The organism is Bradyrhizobium iriomotense, from assembly GCF_030160715.1.
GTDB lineage: Bacteria > Pseudomonadota > Alphaproteobacteria > Rhizobiales > Xanthobacteraceae > Bradyrhizobium > Bradyrhizobium iriomotense.
This window is the reverse complement of the sequence record NZ_BSOW01000010.1, coordinates 106,360-123,685: the sequence shown is the minus strand read 5'-3', so window position 1 is coordinate 123,685 and position 17,326 is coordinate 106,360. Positions and strand designations below refer to the sequence as shown.

Genomic DNA, 17,326 nt, shown 5'->3' with positions numbered 1-17,326 from the left:
TAGAGCATGATCCGGACCCGAAGGGCCGCGTTAGCGCAAAGTGTGCAGTGGTTTTCCGAAAGGATCATGCTCAAGCAAACTCTCCCGGAGAGCCTGATGTCCCCTCCCCGCAAGCGCGCGGATGTTCTTTTGGTCGAACGCGGCCTGTTCGAGAGCCGGGCGCGGGCGCGCGCTGCGATCGAGGCCGGGCTCGTCACCGCCAATGACAAGCCTGTCGCAAAGCCATCCGAGACGATCGCCGAGGACGCGGTGCTCCAGGCCGAGCCGGCGCATCCCTATGTCTCGCGCGGCGGAGTCAAGCTCGCCGGCGCGCTGGAGCGCTATCCCATCGACATCGAAGACCATATCTGCCTCGACGTCGGTGCCTCCACCGGCGGCTTCACCGAGGTACTGCTGGCCAATGGCGCGAGTCTCGTGTTCGCGCTCGACGTCGGGCGCGAGCAGCTGCATCCCTCGCTGCGCGGGCATCCCAAGATCGTCTCGATGGAGGAGACCGACATCCGCTCTTACGAAGGCAAGCGTCTGCCGGCGCGACCTGATGTCGTCGTTATCGACGTCAGCTTCATCTCGCTGAAGACAGTGCTGCCGGTGGCACTGTCGCTGGCGGCTGCACCGATGAGCCTGCTCGCGCTGATCAAGCCGCAGTTCGAGGCCGAGCGGAAGCACAACAAGAAGGGGATTATCCGCAACGCCGCCGTGCATCAGGAGATCTGCGACGACATCGCAGCCTTCGCTGCCTCGCTCGGTTGCACCGGCATCGAGGTATTCCCCTCGCCGATCACGGGCGGCGACGGCAATATTGAATTCTTCCTGGGCGCGCGCCGTGGTTGAGCGCCTGACAATCGATCACGTCGGCCATCGCGGCGAAGGCGTCTGCCTCGACGAGCGCGAGGCGATCTACGTGCCCTATACGCTCGGAGGCGAGACCGTCGAGGTCGAGCAGGTCCACGGCCATCATCCCGACCGTCGGAAGCTGCTCGCGGTGGATGTGGCAAGCTCTGAGCGCATCGCGCCGTTCTGTCCGCATTTCGGCGTCTGCGGCGGTTGCGCGATCCAGCATTGGGCGGCCGCGCCGTACCAGGCGTGGAAGCGCAACATCGTGATCGAGACGCTGGCACAGGCCGGCGTCGACTGCGAGGTGGCGCCGCTGGTCGACGCGCACGGCGCGGGACGCCGCCGCATCACGCTGCATGGCCGGCTCGGCACGCATGCGATCCTCAAAGTGGGCTTTGCCGCGACAAGCTCGCATGACGTCATCCCGATCCATCGCTGCCCTATCCTCGATCCCGCCCTCGACGGCGCGCTCGATGCCGCCTGGGCGGTCGCCGAGCCGCTGACGTCCAAAATGGCGGTGACCAAGCCGCTCGACATCCAGATCACAGCGACCGAGAACGGCCTCGATGTCGACGTACGCGGCTCAGGTCCGCTGCCGGCGGCGATGGTCGCGGCGCTCTCGGGCGTCGCCGAGCAGCATTGTCTGGCACGGCTGACACGGCACGGCGAGCTCGTGCTGCAACGGCTGCCACCGACGCTGCGCATGGGGCGTGCCGAGGTGACGCTGCCGCCGGGCTCGTTCCTCCAGGCAACCGTGGCCGGCGAGGAAACGCTGGCCAGGCTGGTGAGCGAGCGCGTCGGCAAGGCAAAGGAGACCGCCGATCTCTTCTGCGGCGTCGGCCCATTTGCCTTGAGGCTTGCCGAGAAGGCGCGCGTCACCGCCTATGACAGCGACGCTGGCGCCGTCGCAGCGCTTGCGAAAGCCGCGCGGACGCCAGGCCTGAAGCCAATCGCGGCCGCACCGCGTGACTTGTTCCGCCGCCCCCTGGTGCCGCAGGAACTGCGCGAGTTCGATGCCGTCGTATTCGACCCGCCACGCCAGGGCGCGCAGGCGCAGGCGCTAAAACTCGCCGCAAGCAAGGTGCCGGTCGTGATCGCGGTGTCCTGCAACGTCGCGACATTCGCCCGCGATGCACGGCTGCTGACCGACGGCGGCTACAAGCTCGAGACCGTGGTTCCGGTCGACCAGTTCCGCCACACGCCGCACGTCGAGCTGGTGGCGCGGTTCAGCCGGTGACGACGGAAGCCGCGAGCCCCTATGCCGAAGGCTCGAATTGCGGCTGCCAGCGCAGCAGGTAGGACTGCAGCGAGCGCACGGCGACCGCCAGCAAAATGCCGACGAACATCATGACGAAGATGGCGACCATCATCTCGCTGGCGTTGGCGCGTGCCTCGGCCTCGATGATGAGCTTGCCGAGCCCACGCTCGGCGCCGATGAACTCGCCGACGATGACGCCGATCAGCGCAAATGAGACTGCCGGCAGCAGCGAGGCGAACACCCAGGCGAGCGCGGACGGGATCACGACGGTACGCAGCACCGTGAATTCGCTGGCACCGAGCAGACGGGCGGCAGCGATCTGGTCGCGATCGACCGCGCGCGTCCCCTCGAAGGTGTTGAAGAACACCACGAAGAATACGACCAACCAGGCGGTCGCGATCTTGGAGAGATCGCCGAGGCCGAAGATCAGGATGACGAGTGGCACCAGCGCGATGCGCGGGATCGAGTTGAGCGCCACGATGTAGGGGCCGAACACGCGGGCCAGAAAATCGGAACGGCCGAGGATCAGGCCGGCCGCGATTCCGCTCGCCGATCCGAACAGGAATCCCCACCAAGTGTTCTTCAACGTGACCAGCGTGGCGAGCCACAAATTATTGTCGTTGCCCTTGATGCACGTGGTGAAGCCGGCGGTGTCGGAGAAGCAGCCAAGCCGCAGAAAACTCTGCCAGATCAGCGACGGCTTGGCGACGAAATAAGGATCGAGGATTTTTGGAACGTAAGCCCTCGGCAGCAACGCCTTGCTCCATTCGAAGCCCCACTGCCAGATGACGAGCACGGCTGCGAGAATGGCCAGTTGCCAGAACAGGATCACGGTGCGGCTTTTGGCCATGGTCAGTCAGCCCTGGTGCGGCGGAATTCTTCGCCGAGGGAATGCCAGATGTGGGAATAGAGGCGGCCGAATTCGGCGGTCTCGCGCACGGCCACGGGATCGCGCGGCCGCGGGATGGCGACGTCGAAATCCTCCTTGAGCCGCCCGGGCCGCGCCGAGAGCAGGATGATACGGCTTGCGAGCGTCAGCGCCTCGCCGAGATCATGCGTCACGAACAGCACGGTCTGCCGCTCGCGCTCCCAGATCTCCAACAGCGTCTTGTGCATCTCGAGCTTGGTATGGGTGTCGAGCGCGCCGAACGGTTCATCCATCAACAGGATTTCGGGCTCCAGGATCAGCGTGCGCATCAAGGCGACGCGCTGGCGCATGCCGCCGGACAGCATGCGCGGGAAGCTCTGCGCAAAACCTGTGAGCCCGGCCTTCTCCACGGCCGAAGCGACGCGCCGGGCGCGCTCGGCCTTCGGCAACCCCGCGATCTCCAGCCCATAGCCGATGTTCTGCTCCACGGTGCGCCAGGGAAACAGCGTGTCGCGCTGGAAGACATAGCCGACCCTGGGGTTGACCGTGCCGGTCTCGATGGTGTCCTCGTCGATCAGGATTCGTCCGCCCGAGCGCGGCAAAAGTCCTGCCACCATGTTGAGGATGGTGCTCTTGCCGCAGCCGGATGGGCCGAGCAGCGCGACGAACTCGCCCTGCTTGACCTCGAAGGACACGTCATCGACCGCCACGAACTCGCGGCCGGACGTGTTGAAACGTTTGGCGAGCCCTTGCACGGCGATGCGCGTGCGAGCCGCGGCCCTGTCATCGTCCTCTCTCGCGCGCGCGAGGCCCGGGTTGGGGGCGGCCATCATTTGTATTTCGCCCTGGCTGCCTCAAGGAAGCTCATGTCGACGACATTCTCGTACTTGGTTTCGGGAATGTCGGTGCCCTTGCGGTACCAGGGCTTGGCGCCACGTTCGAACGACGGCTTGTCGATAACGCCGTCATAGGCCCAGGTCGACTTGTCGAAGCCGAGCTCGGCGCTGACAGCATCCGGATCGATGCCGGAGAAATATTTCGGCGTGACCAGCGCCTGCACGTCGGCGAGCGGCGTCGCCTTCACGAAGGCCAACGCGCGGTAGATCGCGTTGACGTAGGCCTGCACCAGCGCCTTGTCCTGCTCGACCGTGTCCTGGAGCGTGTAGATCACGAGAACCGGCAGCGTGCCGCCGAAATCCTTCTCGAATACGCCGGGCTTGGAGGTATCGTAGATCGTCCTGCCAAAACCCTTCTTCTCGACTTCGACGATCCAGCTCGGCGGCGCCATGATGGCGTCGAACTGCTTGGTCTGGAGCGAGGGGAACATCGTATTCGGTCCGCCGCCGGCGACCCAGTTCACCCTGTCGCCGAGCCCGCGCGCCTCGAACACATAAGTGCCGAACACCCAGGTGCCCGAGCCGATCGCGGTGGCCGCGACGATCGGCTTGGCCCCGTCCGCGCGCTTGTAGTCTGCGAGCTTCTCGACCGAATTGATGCCGCTCTCGTAGAGGTCCTGCCGGACCATGATGTTGGCATAGGAGCACACCATCTCGGTCGCGAGCAGGATCTTGCAGGGCTTGCCGCGCGCGCTGAGTTGGAGCGGATGGCTGGCATCGCCATGCGCGAACAGCGCCTGCCCTGCCGCCAGCGTCTGGCGACCGAACGTACCGGCGTTGCCGGTCACGAGCTTCGAATCGAGCCCTTCGTCCTTGAAGTACCCCTTCAGCTCCGCGATCATGCCGATGGCGTAGACCGGCGACACCGGTCCGAAGGCGAGCGAGACCTGCTTGCCCTCCGCGTGCAATCGTCCCGGCAGCAGCGATGCGCCCGCCAATGCGGAGCCCGCGATCAGCGCCTGGCGCCTGGTGATACTCATGAGCTCCTCCCTGTATTCTCTTTGATCGCGCCGATCAGTCAGGACGGCGGGACCTTGATCGTTCCTGCTTGCCGCAGCGTTTCGATTTCTTTCGGGGAAAGGCCGATCTCGCGCAAGATCTCGCTCGTTTGCTCGCCGATCTGCGGCGGATCGTAGCGGTTGGGCAGGCGGCGGCCGTCCATGGAAATTGGCAAGAGCGGCGTTTTTGCCTCGCCACCATCAGGCAGGTGAATGTCGGTCAGCCCGCCCGACTGGTTGAGATGCGGGTCATCGAAGAGATCGCCGGGCTTGTTCACCGGCGCGTAGGGCAGATCGAGCTGCTCAAGGCGCGCGGCGAGATCGGCCTTATTCCATTCCTTGAAGATCTTCGCGATTTCGGGGATGAGCCAGCCGCGATGGTCGACGCGGTCGTTGCTCGTCGCGAAGCGCGGATCCGCAAGCCAGACTTCGCGATCAAAGGCGCGGCAGAACGCCTCCCACTGCTCTTCACCGACGATGGTGACGAACAGCTTTGAGCCGTCCCTGGTGTCGAAGAGGTCGTAGACCGGCCAGGGGCTGTCCTTGATCGAATAAGGGATTGAGGGCTGGCCGCTGACCACCTCGCACATCATGGCCTGCGCCATCAGGAAAACGTTGTTCTCGTACAGTGCGCTCTGGATGTAGCGACCTCGGCCGGTGCGCTGCCGCTCGGCCAGCGCAGCCTGGATCGCGATCACGCCGAACATGCCGCCCATGACGTCATTGACCGAAGCGCCGGCGCGCATCGGCCGGTCCGGCAGGCCGGTCATGTACGCAAGGCCGCCCATCATCTGCACGACCTCGTCGAGCGCGAGGCGGTTCTCGTATGGGCCGGGAAGATATCCTTTGAGCGAGCAATAGATCAGGCCTGGCGCAAAGGCCGCAACGCTCTCGTAATCGAGGCCGACGCGCTTCAAGAGGCCCGGCCGGAAATTCTCGATCAGGACGTCGCTATTTTCGATCAGTTTACGCGCGATCGCTTGGCCTTCCGCAGTCGACGTGTCCAGCGCGATACTGCGCTTGTTGCGGCTGTAGGTGGCGAAGAAGCCGGCGGCGGGACCCTTGAAATAGCGGGTGCGGTCGCCCTTGGGCGGCTCGACCTTGATCACGTCGGCGCCGAGATCGGCGAGGATCAGCCCGCAGCTCGGCCCCATCACCATCTGGCTGAACTCGATGACACGAAGGCCGGCCAGCGGACGAAGCTCCGATACGGTCTCGTGGATAGCCGCCGTCATGCCGCCCTCCGCAGCACCTTGGGAATACCCGCCTCGTGCAAATGCCCCGTCAGATGTTTGGCCTGGATATGGCGGGCGAGAATTTCCCGCGTCTGCATCAGGCGATCGAGGTCGATGCCAGTGGAGAGCCCCATCCGCTCCAGCATGAACACGAGATCCTCGGTGACGATGTTGCCGCGTGCGCCCGGAGCAAAGGGGCAGCCGCCGAGCCCGGACACTGCTGCATCGAAACGGCGGATCCCCGCCTCGAGGCCGGCGACGGCATTGGCAAGGCCCGCGCCGAGCGTGTCGTGCAGATGCAGCCGCAGCGTCATCTGCGATCCGACCTCGCGCCTGACAGCTCCGACGATCCGCCCGATCAGCTTCGGGGTGGCGTAGCCGACGGTGTCGGCAAGCCCGATCTCGTCGGCACGAGCTTCGGCAAAGGCGCGCGCAACCCGGCACACGGCCGCTTCGCTGACCTCGCCTTCCAGGGAGCAGCCGAAGGAGGTGGAGATCGCACCCATCAGTTGCGGCCGCTGGTCCACCGGCCGGGCGTCGATCGCGGCACGAACGGCGCGAAACCCGTCGAGCTGCTCTTCGACCGAGCGACGCACATTGGCGCGATTGTGCGTCTCGCTTGCCGAAATGACGAAATAGACGGCGTTGACGCCGGCGACGATGGCGCGCTCGGCGCCCCTCGGGTTCGGCACCAGCGCGCCGATGGTCGCCGTCTTGTGCACGAGTGCATGCGCCATCACTGCATCGACGTCGGCGAATTGCGGCACGACCTTTGGCGGCACGAAGGATCCGGCATCGATCTCGCGCACGCCGGCGGCAGCGATCGTGTCGATCAGCGCGCATTTGGCGTCAGTGGGAACGAAGATGTCGAGATTCTGCAGGCCATCGCGGGGAGCGACCTCGCAAATATGGACATCCGGCGCGCGCGCCATCGGGCTCTCCCTGCTGGATTGTATATTATTGCACAAAAGAACAATCCATGGGACAGTCTGTCAAGTCCTAAACTTTGCGTGCACTGCAATGACCACGTCCGACAGTTCCCGACAGCGCGCCGCCAGGAGCGGCGGTTCCGAGCGTACCGAGCACCTCGCCGGCCTGATCATGGCGCTCGCCCGGCGCGAAGGGATGAAGGCCGGCGATCGCTTGATCGAACAAAGGCTTGCGGACGCGCTGGACCTTTCACGCGCGCCGATCCGGCTCGGCCTTAAGGCTCTTGAAGCGGCGGGGCTGGCGCGCGGCGAGCCGAATCGCGGCTTCGTGCTGGCGAAGAACCCGACCAGCGGTGCAGCCCAACCGGCGCTCGCGGCGGTCAGGCGCAGCGAGCAGGTCTATGCGACCATCGCTGGCGATGTTCTCGCGAGCCGGCTGCCGGCTGACATCGCCGAGGCGGAGCTGATGCGCCGCTATGATCTGAGCCGGGCCGAGCTGCAGCGGATGCTCGACCGCATCGCGGCCGAGGGGTGGATCGCGCGACTGCCGGGCTATGGCTGGCGCTTTGCGGAGACCGTCTCCAGCCCCGAAGCACAGGCCAAGGCGATGGCGTTTCGCGCGGTGATCGAGCCGGCAGCGATCGCGCAGCCCGATTTCACGCTACCGCAGGAGGTGATCGCACGTTTGCGTGAGCGCCAGCTGCGCGTCCTTGAAGGCGAACTCGAGAAGATGACGATCGGCGAGATCTATCACTCCGGCTGCGAGTTCCATGAGGAGATCATCCGCGGGGCCGGCAATCCGTTCTTCGTTGAAGCGCTCAAGCGCGTCAACTCGATCAGGCGCCTGTTCGCCTATCGCAGCTTCGCCGACCGCGACGGCATGCGACGGCACGTGCGTCAGCATTTGCGTCTGCTCGACGTCCTGGAAGCGCGGCGCTATGCCGAGGCGGCGAAGCTGATGGCCAAGCACCTGCAACGCCCGCTGGTGGCGGGTTTGTCTTGATACCTGCGGGCGGTGAGATCAGCTGAATCTTCTCCGAGAGGCGATTCCTGTCGCGCTCGCGGAGAGGTGTGCGCCTACGCATTGAACCTGCCGCGCACGGGATTGACCCACATAGAGAACCCGCGGACTTCGAGAGCGTCCCTCTCCTCGCGGCCGATGCTCGCGCGCGGTCCGCGCAAAGCGCAACTGCTAGTACAAGTAAATACCCCCGCATTGCATGGAGACTGTGATGGAAGTCAATTCCGACAGGTTGAATGCCTTTATGGGTAAGATGGTCACCGAGCTCGGCGCGGCGATGAATGCATCGCTGGTCCTCTTGGGCGACAAACTCGGTCTCTACCGCGCCCTCGCCAAGGGTCCGATGAACTCGGCCGAGCTCGCGAGCGCGACCGGGACGAAGGAGCGCTACATCCGCGAGTGGCTGGCGAGCCAGGCGGCCTCCGGTTACATCGAGTACGATTCCGCTACGGGCAAGTTCTCGATGCAGCCGGAGCAGGCGATGGCGCTTGCCGACGAGGACAGCCCGGTGTTCCTCGGCGCGTTCGGCAATGTCGTCGCGGCAACGTTCCTCGACGAGCCAAAGATTACGGACGCCTTCAAGACCGGCAAGGGTGTCGGCTGGAACCGGCGCAGCGAGTGTCTGTTCTGCGGCACCGCCCGCTTCTTCCGCACCGGCTACAAGCATCACCTGGTGCAGGAGTGGTTGCCGGCGCTCGAGGGCGTGGTGGAAAAGCTCAAGCGCGGCGCCAAGGTCGCCGATGTCGGCTGCGGGCACGGCGTCTCGACACGGCTGATGGCGGAAGCCTTCCCGAACTCCCGCTTCTACGGCTTCGATTACCACGAGGGGTCGATCGAGGCCGCGCGCCGATCGGCCGCCGAAGCGAAACTCGGCGATCGCGTCAGCTTCGCCGTTCACTCGGCCAAGACCTATCCGGCCGAAGGATATGATCTCGTCTGCTTCTTCGACTGCCTGCACGACATGGGCGACCCCGTCGGCGCCATCAGCCACGTGCGCGAATCCATGGCGAAAGACGGCACCTGCATGCTGGTCGAGCCGTTCGCCAATGACCGCCTCGAAGACAACCTCAACCCGGTGGGGCGCGTCTATTACGCGGCATCGACCATGATCTGCACGCCCGCTTCGCTCGATCAGGAAGTCGGTCTCGCGCTCGGTGCCCAGGCTGGCGAGGCAAGGCTGCGCAAGGTCGCGCGCGAGGGCGGCTTGACGCGCTTCCGTCGCGCCGCCGAAACGCCGTTCAACCTGATCCTGGAGGCACGGATCTGACGTCGATCATGCCGGGCCAGGCCTGCGCGCCACATAACCGACGCGCAGGCCCGGCACGAAACCGCAGCGCTCGTAGAAGCGGTGCACGCGTGCGTCCTTGCGGCCGCTCTGCATGAGCACGTGGTGGCAATCCTTGGCCCAGGCAGCCTCCAGCGCAGCGGCAACGACCGCACGCCCGTGTCCACGCCCCTGAAACTCTGGGTGTGTCACGACATTCTCGAGAAAGCCGTGCCGTCGGCCGCCACGCAGCAGATTGGGCGCAGTGATGAGCATGCAGCTGGCGGCGATCCGGACGTCGGCGTGCGATACGAACACCGCGAGGTCGTCGCGCGACAGGGTCTGCCGCCAGATCTCCGCGGCTCTTTCCGGCTCCGCAGGTGAGCTGACGTCGGAGACGCGAAAGAGTTCGAGCAATCCTGCAAGATCCGACGTTTCGGCAAGTCTGGCGTTCGCCATCGATTTCACCCGGTCAGGACGACACGCCAGTCTTGCCTGCTGGCAGCCCCCTTGGCAATGCAAACTCAGTCACCCGCCCGGGAGTTGACCATCCTCCGCAAGAGGACCATACCCGCAGCCGGAAGCACACAGCACCGTGCGGGGCTTCACCCGATGGCAGCGCAGACCGACATCCAGCAAGATCCGCTCATCGAGCGGGTGGTATCGGCGCTTGGCGACGTCGCAGGCGTCGAGGCCATCGTGCTCGGCGGCTCGCGAGCGCGGGGGACGTCGCACGAAAACTCCGACTACGACATCGGGCTGTATTTCTCGGACAACGGAATGCTCGACACGGATGGTCTGCAACGGGTCGCGCGGCGGCTCGCCGACGATCCCGAGGCAACGGCTGTTACATCGATCGGCGAATGGGGGCCGTGGATCGTCGGCGGCGCCTGGCTGACGATCGAGGGGCAGAAGGTCGACCTGCTCTACCGGAACATCGATGCGGTCCGCCGTACGATCGAGGCATGCCGGGCGGGACAGGTCAGCATGAACTATCAGCCCGGACATCCGCACGGGTTCTGTTCGGCAATCTGGATGGGCGAGATCGCCTGTTGTCAGGCGCTGCGCGACGAGCGCGCGGTGATCGCGGAGCTGAAGTCGATCGCACTGCCCTATCCAAAGCCGCTGCGCGAGGCGCTGATCCGGCGCTTCCGCTGGGAGATCCTGTTCAGCATCGAGAATGCCGAGCTTGCCGCGCTGCGCGAGGATCAGATCCATGTCGCCGGCTGCGCCTACCGCGCGCTCACCTGCGTCGCGCAAGTGCTGTTCGCGCTGAACGGGGAATATCTCATCAACGAAAAGGCGGCGTTGCAGCAGGCCGCGGAGTTTCGGCTGACGATTCCGGACCTAATGGAGCAGACCTCGGCGATCTGGCGGCGCATCGGAAACCACGCGTTCGGAACGGCGCTCGCAAATCTGCGCACGATGGAACGGTCGCTGACGGCACTCGAATCACGTTGACCAGGAACGCGGACGAACTCGTGCCGCGCGAACTCTCTTCAGAAGAGCCGATTCATGCTTCTGCGCATCATGCACTAATCGAGCGGCGCACCGGTACGGTCATCGGTGTGAAGCGACTGCGTCTGAAAGCGCACGAACAGCGCGGAGATTTCCGCCCCATTGCCGAAGCAGAGGAACAGTGCGCCGTCGCCATGGGTCCGATTGTCGCTTGCGAACTGCCCGCGATTGCCCTGCATCATGTGGATGTCGTGAATCCCTCGCTCGGGCCGAAAGTGGAAATACTTGTCGGTCTGGCCGTGGTCCTCGAAATATTCGCCGAAGGCTACCACGACGGCGCTGTGGTCCGCCTTCGCCCGCTTGACGTTGGCGTTGAGCAGGTTTTTCAGCGACACGCCGTGGCCGGTCGCCGGAATCGGCTGCATCGCATCGACCGGGAACAGCTTGTCGCGGAGATAGTCGAGCCCGCCCGAGCCAGACGGGCCGGTCTCGAGCCGCCGGAAGCCGCGCCCGCCATGCAGATACGGCTTGAGGTCCAGAGTTCCCGATCTTGCGAAGTCGCCGTCGAAATAGGCCAGCACCTCGCTGTCGTCGACAGACTGGACGTTGACGGCAATCCGGTAGTCCCCACCGCCTTTGATGTGAATCTCGTAGTGCGGCGACGAGCCGTCCGCGCGCTGCAACCCGTCCACCACCGAGCCGACCAGGACACCATAATGACGGACTGCGCCGGGCGGCTTTCTGCGATCAGTCATGGCGACACTCCCTTGTGCTCGGATTCAAACAGTCTCAGAACCTGTGGCATCAGCACGGCCATCCCGCATCGGGACGGTGCGCGACAGCAAACACCCCTTCGGTGGCGCCGATAGTGATTTAAACCACAGATTGAGCGATATTTTTGGAATCGCCACGAACGGTTTCAACGCGCCTTGTCGGTACCCATGCCGAACGTCAACTGGTTGCCGTCGGGATCGAGGACGTCGAAGTCGCGCATGCCGTAATCGTAGTTCTGCGGCTGGCTGACGGGTCGCACGCCGCGTCCCACGAACTCGGCATAGACGCCGTCGACGTCGCGCACGAATACGCAGAGGCCGCCATGGCCGGGCAGTCTCTTGGTGTTGGTCGACGCGTTCAGATGCAGCGCGACGTCGTCGCGGCAGAGGCAGGTATAGAAAGTCGGCTCACCATATTGGAACGTGACGTCGAAGCCGAGCATGTCGCGATAATAGGCCACGCTCCTCGCCATGTCGGCGACCGCGAATACGGTGGCAGCACCGACCATCATCGCGCCATTGTCGGTCATCGTATGCTCCTGACGTGGACGGGCGACCGGCCCGCGGGGCGACCTTATCATCCATTTCGCGCCCCGTGTCCGTTCGCGTGAACGATCGAGCCAGGTCGGACATGCGCGCTACGCGTGGCGCCCAGACATGCCGGTCCTGCAACCTGACCCGGCGCAAGCGTTCTTGCTCGGCCCTCGCCGCAACGTAAGCTTGCCGCGCAGCGGCAGTCCCGCCACGAGGGAGGATGGCATCATCGGCTACTACGACCTCGTTTCGATGACGCTGATCACCATGCAGGCCGAGGCGCCGAACGACAGCACCCCGCCGTTGCCGCCGCTCGCCAAATAGCGCACAGGACCAGATGACGGACAAACCAGACGATATCGTCAGCTACGAGCTCACCGGCAACGTCGCCCGTCTCACGCTGCGGCGGCCGCCCGTCAATGCGCTGAGCCTGGAACTGATCCGCGCCGTGGTCGCCGGCTTCCGCCGCGCCGCCGCTGACCCCAACGCACGCGTCGTCGTGCTGGCAAGCGCGGTCGCCAAGCGCTTCTCGGCCGGGCTCGATCTCGACATCCTCCTGGGCAAGCCGGCGGCAAGCGTGCGCGAATTTCTCCAGGCGCTCTATATCGACCTCTATGACGCCCAGTACGATCTCGGAAAGCCGTCGATCGCGGCCGTCGGCGGCGCGGCGCGTGGCGGCGGCATGACCATGGCGGTGTCCTGCGACGTCGTGCTGGCATCCGAGAGCGCGACGTTCGGCTATCCCGAGATCGACGTCGGCGTCATCCCCGCGATCCACTATGCGCATCTGCCGCGGATCGTCGGACGCCACCGTGCCTTCGAGCTGCTATTCACCGGCCGCGTCTTCAGCGCGGCTGAGGCGCACGAGCTCGGTGTCGTGAACCGGGTGGTCGCCGATGCCGAGCTGGAAGCGGAGGTGGACAGGCTTTGCCAGCAGTTCACCGCCAAATCCGCGACCGTGCTGCGGATGGGCCGCGCTGCCTTCATGCGCCAGATCGACCTCGACTACCGGCGCAGCATTGCGAACGCGGTCGAGGATTTCTGCAACGTTGCGACGTCTGACGAGGCTCAGGAAGGTCTGCGAGCCTTCGTGGAGAAGCGTCCGCCGAAATGGTGAGGAGAACCGGACCGGTTCTCGCCTACCTGCCCCAGCGGTCCTGCCAGATCTTCTCCCCGATCAGGCAGCTCACGCGCGGCTCCTTGTCGGCGACGTGCACGACCTTGCGCTCGGGCGTGCGGCCGGCGACCTCCATCAGGAGCTTGGTGCGGATCGCCTCCTTGAACTTGTCGCGGTCCTTGATCGCGATCACGAAGGAGCCGGGGCCGCCGACCACGCAGTCCTCGTAATAATAGTCGAGATTGTCGATATCCATGGTCGAATAAGACGGCTCCTTGACCATGATCGGCAGGCCGTTGATGACGATCCCCTTCTCCAGCGCCATATCGCGCGACACGGTCACCGGGCCGCCATTGTTGTTGGGACCGTCGCCGGAGATGTCGATGACGCGGCGCAGGCCCTTATACGGATCTTCGTCGAAGAGCGGCATCGCGAAATTGATCGCGCCGGAGATCGAGGTGCGCGAGGCGCGCCGGATCGGCGTCTTCAGTATTTCGGCGGCGACTGCATCCGCCGTCTCGGGCCCGTCGATCAGCCGCCAGGGGATGATGATCTTCTGGTCGCTGGACGCAGCCCATTCGAAATAGGTCACCGCGATCCGGCCGTTGGGCCCCGCCTTCAGCGCCTGGAGGAATTCCTTGGATTGGATCGCCTGGGCGTAGCCTTCGCGCTGGATCGCAAGCTCGTCCATGTCCATGGAGTAGGAGACGTCGACCGCGAGGATCAGCTCGACATCGACGGTCTGCGCGTCCTTGTCCGCCGCCTGCTGCTGATACCTGGTCCCCGGTGCCGCGATGCTCGCGACGTCACCTCCGGCAAGCACGCCGGCCACCAGCACAGCCCCGATCGAGATCAGCAAGCGCATCGCGCCCTCCCGTCGTATGTCGCGATGGTGACATGCAAATGCATTTCCGCAAAGCGCGAAGATCGACCTCGCTTCACATTCGAGTTAGGGCTGCACGCTCTTGCGCAAAGCCGCCGCAGCTCCGCCACGGTCGCGCCGCTTCGCGCCCTAAGCACGCGTCATTCCGGGGCTCGCGACGCCGAACCCGGAATCTCGAGATTCCCAATGCGCAATTGCGCATTGGGGTTCTCGCTTCGCGAGCCCCGGAATGACACGTCGCTTTCCGCGCCCTATTGTGCGGCGCGATTTCCATGCTAGGCTTGTCATACAGATGGGGATGGAGTCCCCCGATAACCGCCCGGCGATGTCACATTGTATGGGCTGATGACTCCTGCTTGAGGTGAGGCATTTTGGAAAGCCTCGCCTTCGGCGGGAGCATGGACAACCCGCCGGTGGCGGGTTTTTTGTTGCCTGAATGCGAAGGGCAAGACGTGACGACGGCGCCAAATCCATCCGTGACCGCGGTCCCCAGGGGTGTCTGGGTGCTCGGCTTCGTCTCGATGCTGATGGACGTCTCCTCCGAGATGATCCACGCGCTGCTGCCGGTCTATCTGGTCACGGTGCTCGGCACCTCCACCGTGACGGTCGGCATCATCGAGGGCATCGCAGAGGCGACCGCCTCGATTACAAAGATCTTCTCGGGCGCCCTGTCGGACTGGCTCGGCCGGCGCAAGCTGCTCGCGGCGCTCGGCTACGGGCTCGCCGCGTGCACCAAGCCGCTCTTTCCGCTCGCGCCCAGCGCCGGATGGCTGATCGCGGCGCGCTTCATCGACCGCGTCGGCAAGGGCATCCGCGGCGCACCGCGCGATGCGCTGATCGCCGACATCGCGCCGGCTCAATTGCGCGGTGCGAGTTTTGGCCTGCGCCAGTCGCTCGATACGATCGGCGCCTTCGTCGGGCCGCTCGCGGCGATCGGCCTGATGTGGTGGACGGCAGACAATTTCACGGCCGTGTTCTGGGCCGCGGTGCTGCCGGCGTTCCTCTCCTTTGCCCTGATCGCGTTCGCCGTCAGCGAGCCCGAACCCGACGGGACCCGCGTGCCGTCGCGAAATCCGCTCAACACCGCCGCGATGCGGCAGCTTGGCACCGCCTATTGGCGCGTCGTGGCGGTCGGCATCGTCTTCACGCTGGCACGATTCAGCGAGGCCTTTCTGATCCTGCGGGCGCAGAATATCGGGCTGAACGCGATGTGGGTGCCGGCAGTGCTGGTGCTGATGAACGTCGTCTACGCGCTCTCGGCCTATCCGGCCGGCGCCTTGTCCGACCGCATCAACCGCACCGGGTTGCTGGTGCTCGGCCTCGTCTTTCTCGCCGGTGCGGATCTCGCACTTGCGACGCTGCCGAGCCTTGCGGGCCTCGCGCTCGGCGTCGTGCTGTGGGGCCTGCATATGGGACTGACGCAAGGGCTGTTCGCGGCGCTCGTTGCCGATACCGCGCCGCCGAGCTTGCGCGGCACCGCATTCGGCTACTTCAATCTGTTCACGGGGCTTGCGACGCTCGCGGCCAGCATCCTCGCAGGCGCGCTGTGGGACGCCTATGGACCGGCCGCCACCTTCCTCGCCGGCTTAAGCTTTGCGCTGATCTCGCTTGCGGGACTGCTTGCAATCGGCAAGAGCTTTGCGAAACCGGTGGGGCAATGATTGGACAAGTGGGGGATCATTCGACGTGGTGAGCGGTGTTCTGGCAATCGCAATCGGCAGCGTGCTCGGCGGCTGTGCGCGCTATTTCCTCTCCGGCGCGATCGCGCGGCGCTTCGGCGAGACGTTTCCCTGGGGCACCATGACCATCAATGTCACCGGTGCCTTCCTGATCGGCATTTTCGGTGCCCTGGCGACGCATCCGGGCTCGATCTTCGCCGCCCCGACACCATGGCTGTTCGCGGTGACCGGCTTCCTCGGCTGCTACACCACCGTGTCCTCGTTCAGCCTGCAGACCTTGACCCTCGCGCGCAACGGCGAGCAGCTTCATGCGCTCGGCAACATCGTCTTCTCGGTCGGCCTGTGCCTCACCGCCGTGACGTGCGGCTTTCTCCTCGCGGACAGGCTCGGAGGCTAGAGGCGATGACCACCCTCACCTCCAATGCCCGCTGGCGCAGCGCGATCCTCTATACGTGGGTGTCGTTCGGCAGCATCCTTGGCGGGCTCGCGCGTTATTTCGTTGGGCTCTTGCTCGAAACCGGGCCGGGCTTTCCCTTCGCGACGCTGTTCATCAACGCCACAGGATCCCTCGTCATCGGCTTCTATGCGACGCTGACCGGCCCCGACGGCCGCGTGCTGGCGCGGCCCGAGCACCGGCAGTTCGTCATGACCGGCTTTTGCGGCGGCTACACCACCTTCTCGACTTTTAGCCTGGAGACCTTCCGCCTGTTCCATGGCGGCATGAAATACACCGCGCTGGCCTATATCGCCGCCTCCCTCATCTGCTGGCTGGTATCGGTGTGGCTCGGTCATATGATGGCAAGCCGCTACAACCGCTTGAAAAGGAGCTGATCATGCAAATTCCCCGTCAAGCAGTGCTGCTCCGCATCTTCATCGGCGAGAACGACCATTTCGACGGCAAGCCGCTCTATGAAGCGATCGTGATCAGCGCGCGCGAACGGCACCTTGCCGGCGCCACTGTGCTGCGCGGGCCGATGGGTTTTGGCAAATCGAGCCGGCTGCACACCTCGAAAATCCTGCGGCTGTCGGAAGACCTGCCGCTGCTGATCGAAATCGTCGATAGCGAGGACAACATCAACGCATTCCTGCCCATCCTGGATGGCATGATGTCGAGCGGGCTGATCACCTTGGAGAAGGTGCAGGTCCTGCAATATGGTGAGAAGGCCGCGTCTTAAGCGGCTGGAACCCCTCGCGTTTTTCGGAGGCGGAATGAACGACGCCGTCACCAAGCCGAAAACCAGAACGAAGACCAAGGTCGAGCGGCCGCGGCTGCACAAGGTCATCCTGCTCAACGACGACTTCACGCCGCGCGACTTCGTCACCCTGGTGCTGAAGGCCGAATTCCGCATGACGGCGGATCAGGCCTACAAGGTCATGATCACCGCGCACAAGCTGGGCGCTTGCGTCGTCGCCGTCTTCACCAAGGACGTCGCCGAGACCAAGGCGACGCGCGCCACCGACGCCGGCCGCGCCAAGGGCTATCCGCTATTGTTCACCACCGAGCCGGAGGAATAGAGCGCGCCAGTCTGCCGCACGCTTTTGCGTCAATTTTACCGATCGTTGCTACCGCAGGTTCAAT

Annotated in this window: 21 protein-coding genes and 1 riboswitch; of the genes, 12 read left to right on the top strand and 9 right to left on the bottom strand. The window is 64.8% G+C overall.

The window, feature by feature from the left end; genetic code table 11:
- Positions 1–96: 96 nt before the first annotated feature.
- Together QQL28_RS16150 and QQL28_RS16145 are read left to right on the top strand one after the other, a co-directional pair.
- The gene (locus tag QQL28_RS16150; protein ID WP_284266985.1) at positions 97–831 is read left to right on the top strand and encodes a TlyA family RNA methyltransferase; all 735 of its coding nucleotides are present in this window, start codon (positions 97–99) and stop codon (positions 829–831) included.
- A complete protein-coding gene (locus tag QQL28_RS16145) occupies positions 824–2,071 on the top strand; it encodes a class I SAM-dependent RNA methyltransferase (RefSeq protein WP_284266983.1) in 1,248 nt (415 codons plus the stop codon). Before QQL28_RS16150 ends, QQL28_RS16145 begins: the two co-directional genes overlap by 8 nt.
- 19 nt (positions 2,072–2,090) lie before the next feature.
- Here QQL28_RS16145 and QQL28_RS16140 read toward each other — a convergent pair whose 3' ends face one another.
- Genes QQL28_RS16140 through QQL28_RS16120 form a run of 5 tightly spaced genes read right to left on the bottom strand, consistent with a single transcriptional unit; the run spans position 2,091 to position 7,021 of the window.
- Entirely contained in the window at positions 2,091–2,942 is an 852-nt protein-coding gene (locus QQL28_RS16140; RefSeq protein WP_284266981.1) for an ABC transporter permease, read from the bottom strand.
- Between the two features lie 2 nt (positions 2,943–2,944).
- Complete coding sequence (locus tag QQL28_RS16135; protein ID WP_284266979.1) at positions 2,945–3,793, bottom strand: ABC transporter ATP-binding protein; 849 nt, start codon at positions 3,791–3,793, stop codon at positions 2,945–2,947.
- Positions 3,790–4,836: an ABC transporter substrate-binding protein gene (locus tag QQL28_RS16130; protein ID WP_284266977.1), complete on the bottom strand. Its 1,047-nt coding sequence runs from the start codon at positions 4,834–4,836 to the stop codon at positions 3,790–3,792. Before QQL28_RS16130 ends, QQL28_RS16135 begins: the two co-directional genes overlap by 4 nt.
- A gap of 38 nt (positions 4,837–4,874) precedes the next feature.
- Positions 4,875–6,089 (bottom strand): CaiB/BaiF CoA transferase family protein, encoded by a 1,215-nt coding sequence (locus tag QQL28_RS16125; RefSeq protein ID WP_284266975.1) that lies wholly within the window; start codon positions 6,087–6,089, stop codon positions 4,875–4,877.
- Positions 6,086–7,021 (bottom strand): hydroxymethylglutaryl-CoA lyase, encoded by a 936-nt coding sequence (locus QQL28_RS16120; RefSeq protein ID WP_284266972.1) that lies wholly within the window; start codon positions 7,019–7,021, stop codon positions 6,086–6,088. The genes QQL28_RS16125 and QQL28_RS16120 overlap by 4 nt, the downstream gene beginning before the upstream one ends.
- A gap of 88 nt (positions 7,022–7,109) precedes the next feature.
- Between QQL28_RS16120 and QQL28_RS16115 the strand changes: the two genes are divergently transcribed.
- Together QQL28_RS16115 and QQL28_RS16110 are read left to right on the top strand one after the other, a co-directional pair.
- Entirely contained in the window at positions 7,110–8,021 is a 912-nt protein-coding gene (locus tag QQL28_RS16115) for a GntR family transcriptional regulator (RefSeq protein WP_284266970.1), read from the top strand.
- Positions 8,022–8,250: 229 nt separating this feature from the next.
- A complete protein-coding gene (locus tag QQL28_RS16110) occupies positions 8,251–9,306 on the top strand; it encodes a class I SAM-dependent methyltransferase (RefSeq protein ID WP_284266968.1) in 1,056 nt (351 codons plus the stop codon).
- A 6-nt stretch (positions 9,307–9,312) separates the two neighbouring features.
- Here QQL28_RS16110 and QQL28_RS16105 read toward each other — a convergent pair whose 3' ends face one another.
- Positions 9,313–9,762 carry a GNAT family N-acetyltransferase gene (locus QQL28_RS16105; protein WP_284266967.1) on the bottom strand — a complete coding sequence of 150 codons (450 nt, stop codon included), beginning with the start codon at positions 9,760–9,762 and terminating at the stop codon, positions 9,313–9,315.
- Between the two features lie 153 nt (positions 9,763–9,915).
- On the opposite strand from QQL28_RS16105, the gene QQL28_RS16100 reads away from it, so the two are divergent.
- A complete protein-coding gene (locus tag QQL28_RS16100) occupies positions 9,916–10,764 on the top strand; it encodes a nucleotidyltransferase domain-containing protein (RefSeq protein WP_284266965.1) in 849 nt (282 codons plus the stop codon).
- A gap of 74 nt (positions 10,765–10,838) precedes the next feature.
- On the opposite strand, the gene QQL28_RS16095 is transcribed toward QQL28_RS16100, so the two are convergent.
- Entirely contained in the window at positions 10,839–11,516 is a 678-nt protein-coding gene (locus QQL28_RS16095) for a DUF2278 family protein (RefSeq protein ID WP_284266963.1), read from the bottom strand.
- Between the two features lie 164 nt (positions 11,517–11,680).
- On the bottom strand, positions 11,681–12,064 hold the full coding sequence (locus tag QQL28_RS16090; protein ID WP_284266961.1) for a bleomycin resistance protein: 384 nt from the start codon (positions 12,062–12,064) through the stop codon (positions 11,681–11,683).
- A 127-nt stretch (positions 12,065–12,191) separates the two neighbouring features.
- Between QQL28_RS16090 and QQL28_RS16085 the strand changes: the two genes are divergently transcribed.
- The gene (locus QQL28_RS16085) at positions 12,192–12,392 is read left to right on the top strand and encodes a hypothetical protein (RefSeq protein ID WP_284266959.1); all 201 of its coding nucleotides are present in this window, start codon (positions 12,192–12,194) and stop codon (positions 12,390–12,392) included.
- Between the two features lie 13 nt (positions 12,393–12,405).
- Positions 12,406–13,185, top strand: coding sequence for an enoyl-CoA hydratase/isomerase family protein (locus QQL28_RS16080; RefSeq protein ID WP_284266957.1), 780 nt, complete (start codon positions 12,406–12,408; stop codon positions 13,183–13,185).
- Between the two features lie 22 nt (positions 13,186–13,207).
- Here QQL28_RS16080 and QQL28_RS16075 read toward each other — a convergent pair whose 3' ends face one another.
- Positions 13,208–14,050: a DUF1194 domain-containing protein gene (locus tag QQL28_RS16075; RefSeq protein ID WP_284266954.1), complete on the bottom strand. Its 843-nt coding sequence runs from the start codon at positions 14,048–14,050 to the stop codon at positions 13,208–13,210.
- 303 nt (positions 14,051–14,353) lie between these two features.
- Positions 14,354–14,430, top strand: a riboswitch (Fluoride riboswitch).
- A 36-nt stretch (positions 14,431–14,466) separates the two neighbouring features.
- Here QQL28_RS16075 and QQL28_RS16070 point away from each other — a divergent pair.
- The 5 genes from QQL28_RS16070 to clpS are packed head-to-tail and all read left to right on the top strand — an operon-like array spanning position 14,467 to position 17,262.
- A complete protein-coding gene (locus tag QQL28_RS16070; protein WP_431309610.1) occupies positions 14,467–15,729 on the top strand; it encodes an MFS transporter in 1,263 nt (420 codons plus the stop codon).
- Between the two features lie 25 nt (positions 15,730–15,754).
- On the top strand, positions 15,755–16,144 hold the full coding sequence (crcB, locus tag QQL28_RS16065) for a fluoride efflux transporter CrcB (RefSeq protein ID WP_284266952.1): 390 nt from the start codon (positions 15,755–15,757) through the stop codon (positions 16,142–16,144).
- A gap of 5 nt (positions 16,145–16,149) precedes the next feature.
- Complete coding sequence (gene crcB / locus QQL28_RS16060; RefSeq protein ID WP_284266950.1) at positions 16,150–16,578, top strand: fluoride efflux transporter CrcB; 429 nt, start codon at positions 16,150–16,152, stop codon at positions 16,576–16,578.
- A 2-nt stretch (positions 16,579–16,580) separates the two neighbouring features.
- Positions 16,581–16,922 carry a DUF190 domain-containing protein gene (locus tag QQL28_RS16055; RefSeq protein WP_284266948.1) on the top strand — a complete coding sequence of 114 codons (342 nt, stop codon included), beginning with the start codon at positions 16,581–16,583 and terminating at the stop codon, positions 16,920–16,922.
- A gap of 34 nt (positions 16,923–16,956) precedes the next feature.
- The gene (gene clpS / locus QQL28_RS16050) at positions 16,957–17,262 is read left to right on the top strand and encodes an ATP-dependent Clp protease adapter ClpS (RefSeq protein WP_284266946.1); all 306 of its coding nucleotides are present in this window, start codon (positions 16,957–16,959) and stop codon (positions 17,260–17,262) included.
- Positions 17,263–17,326 lie beyond the last annotated feature (64 nt).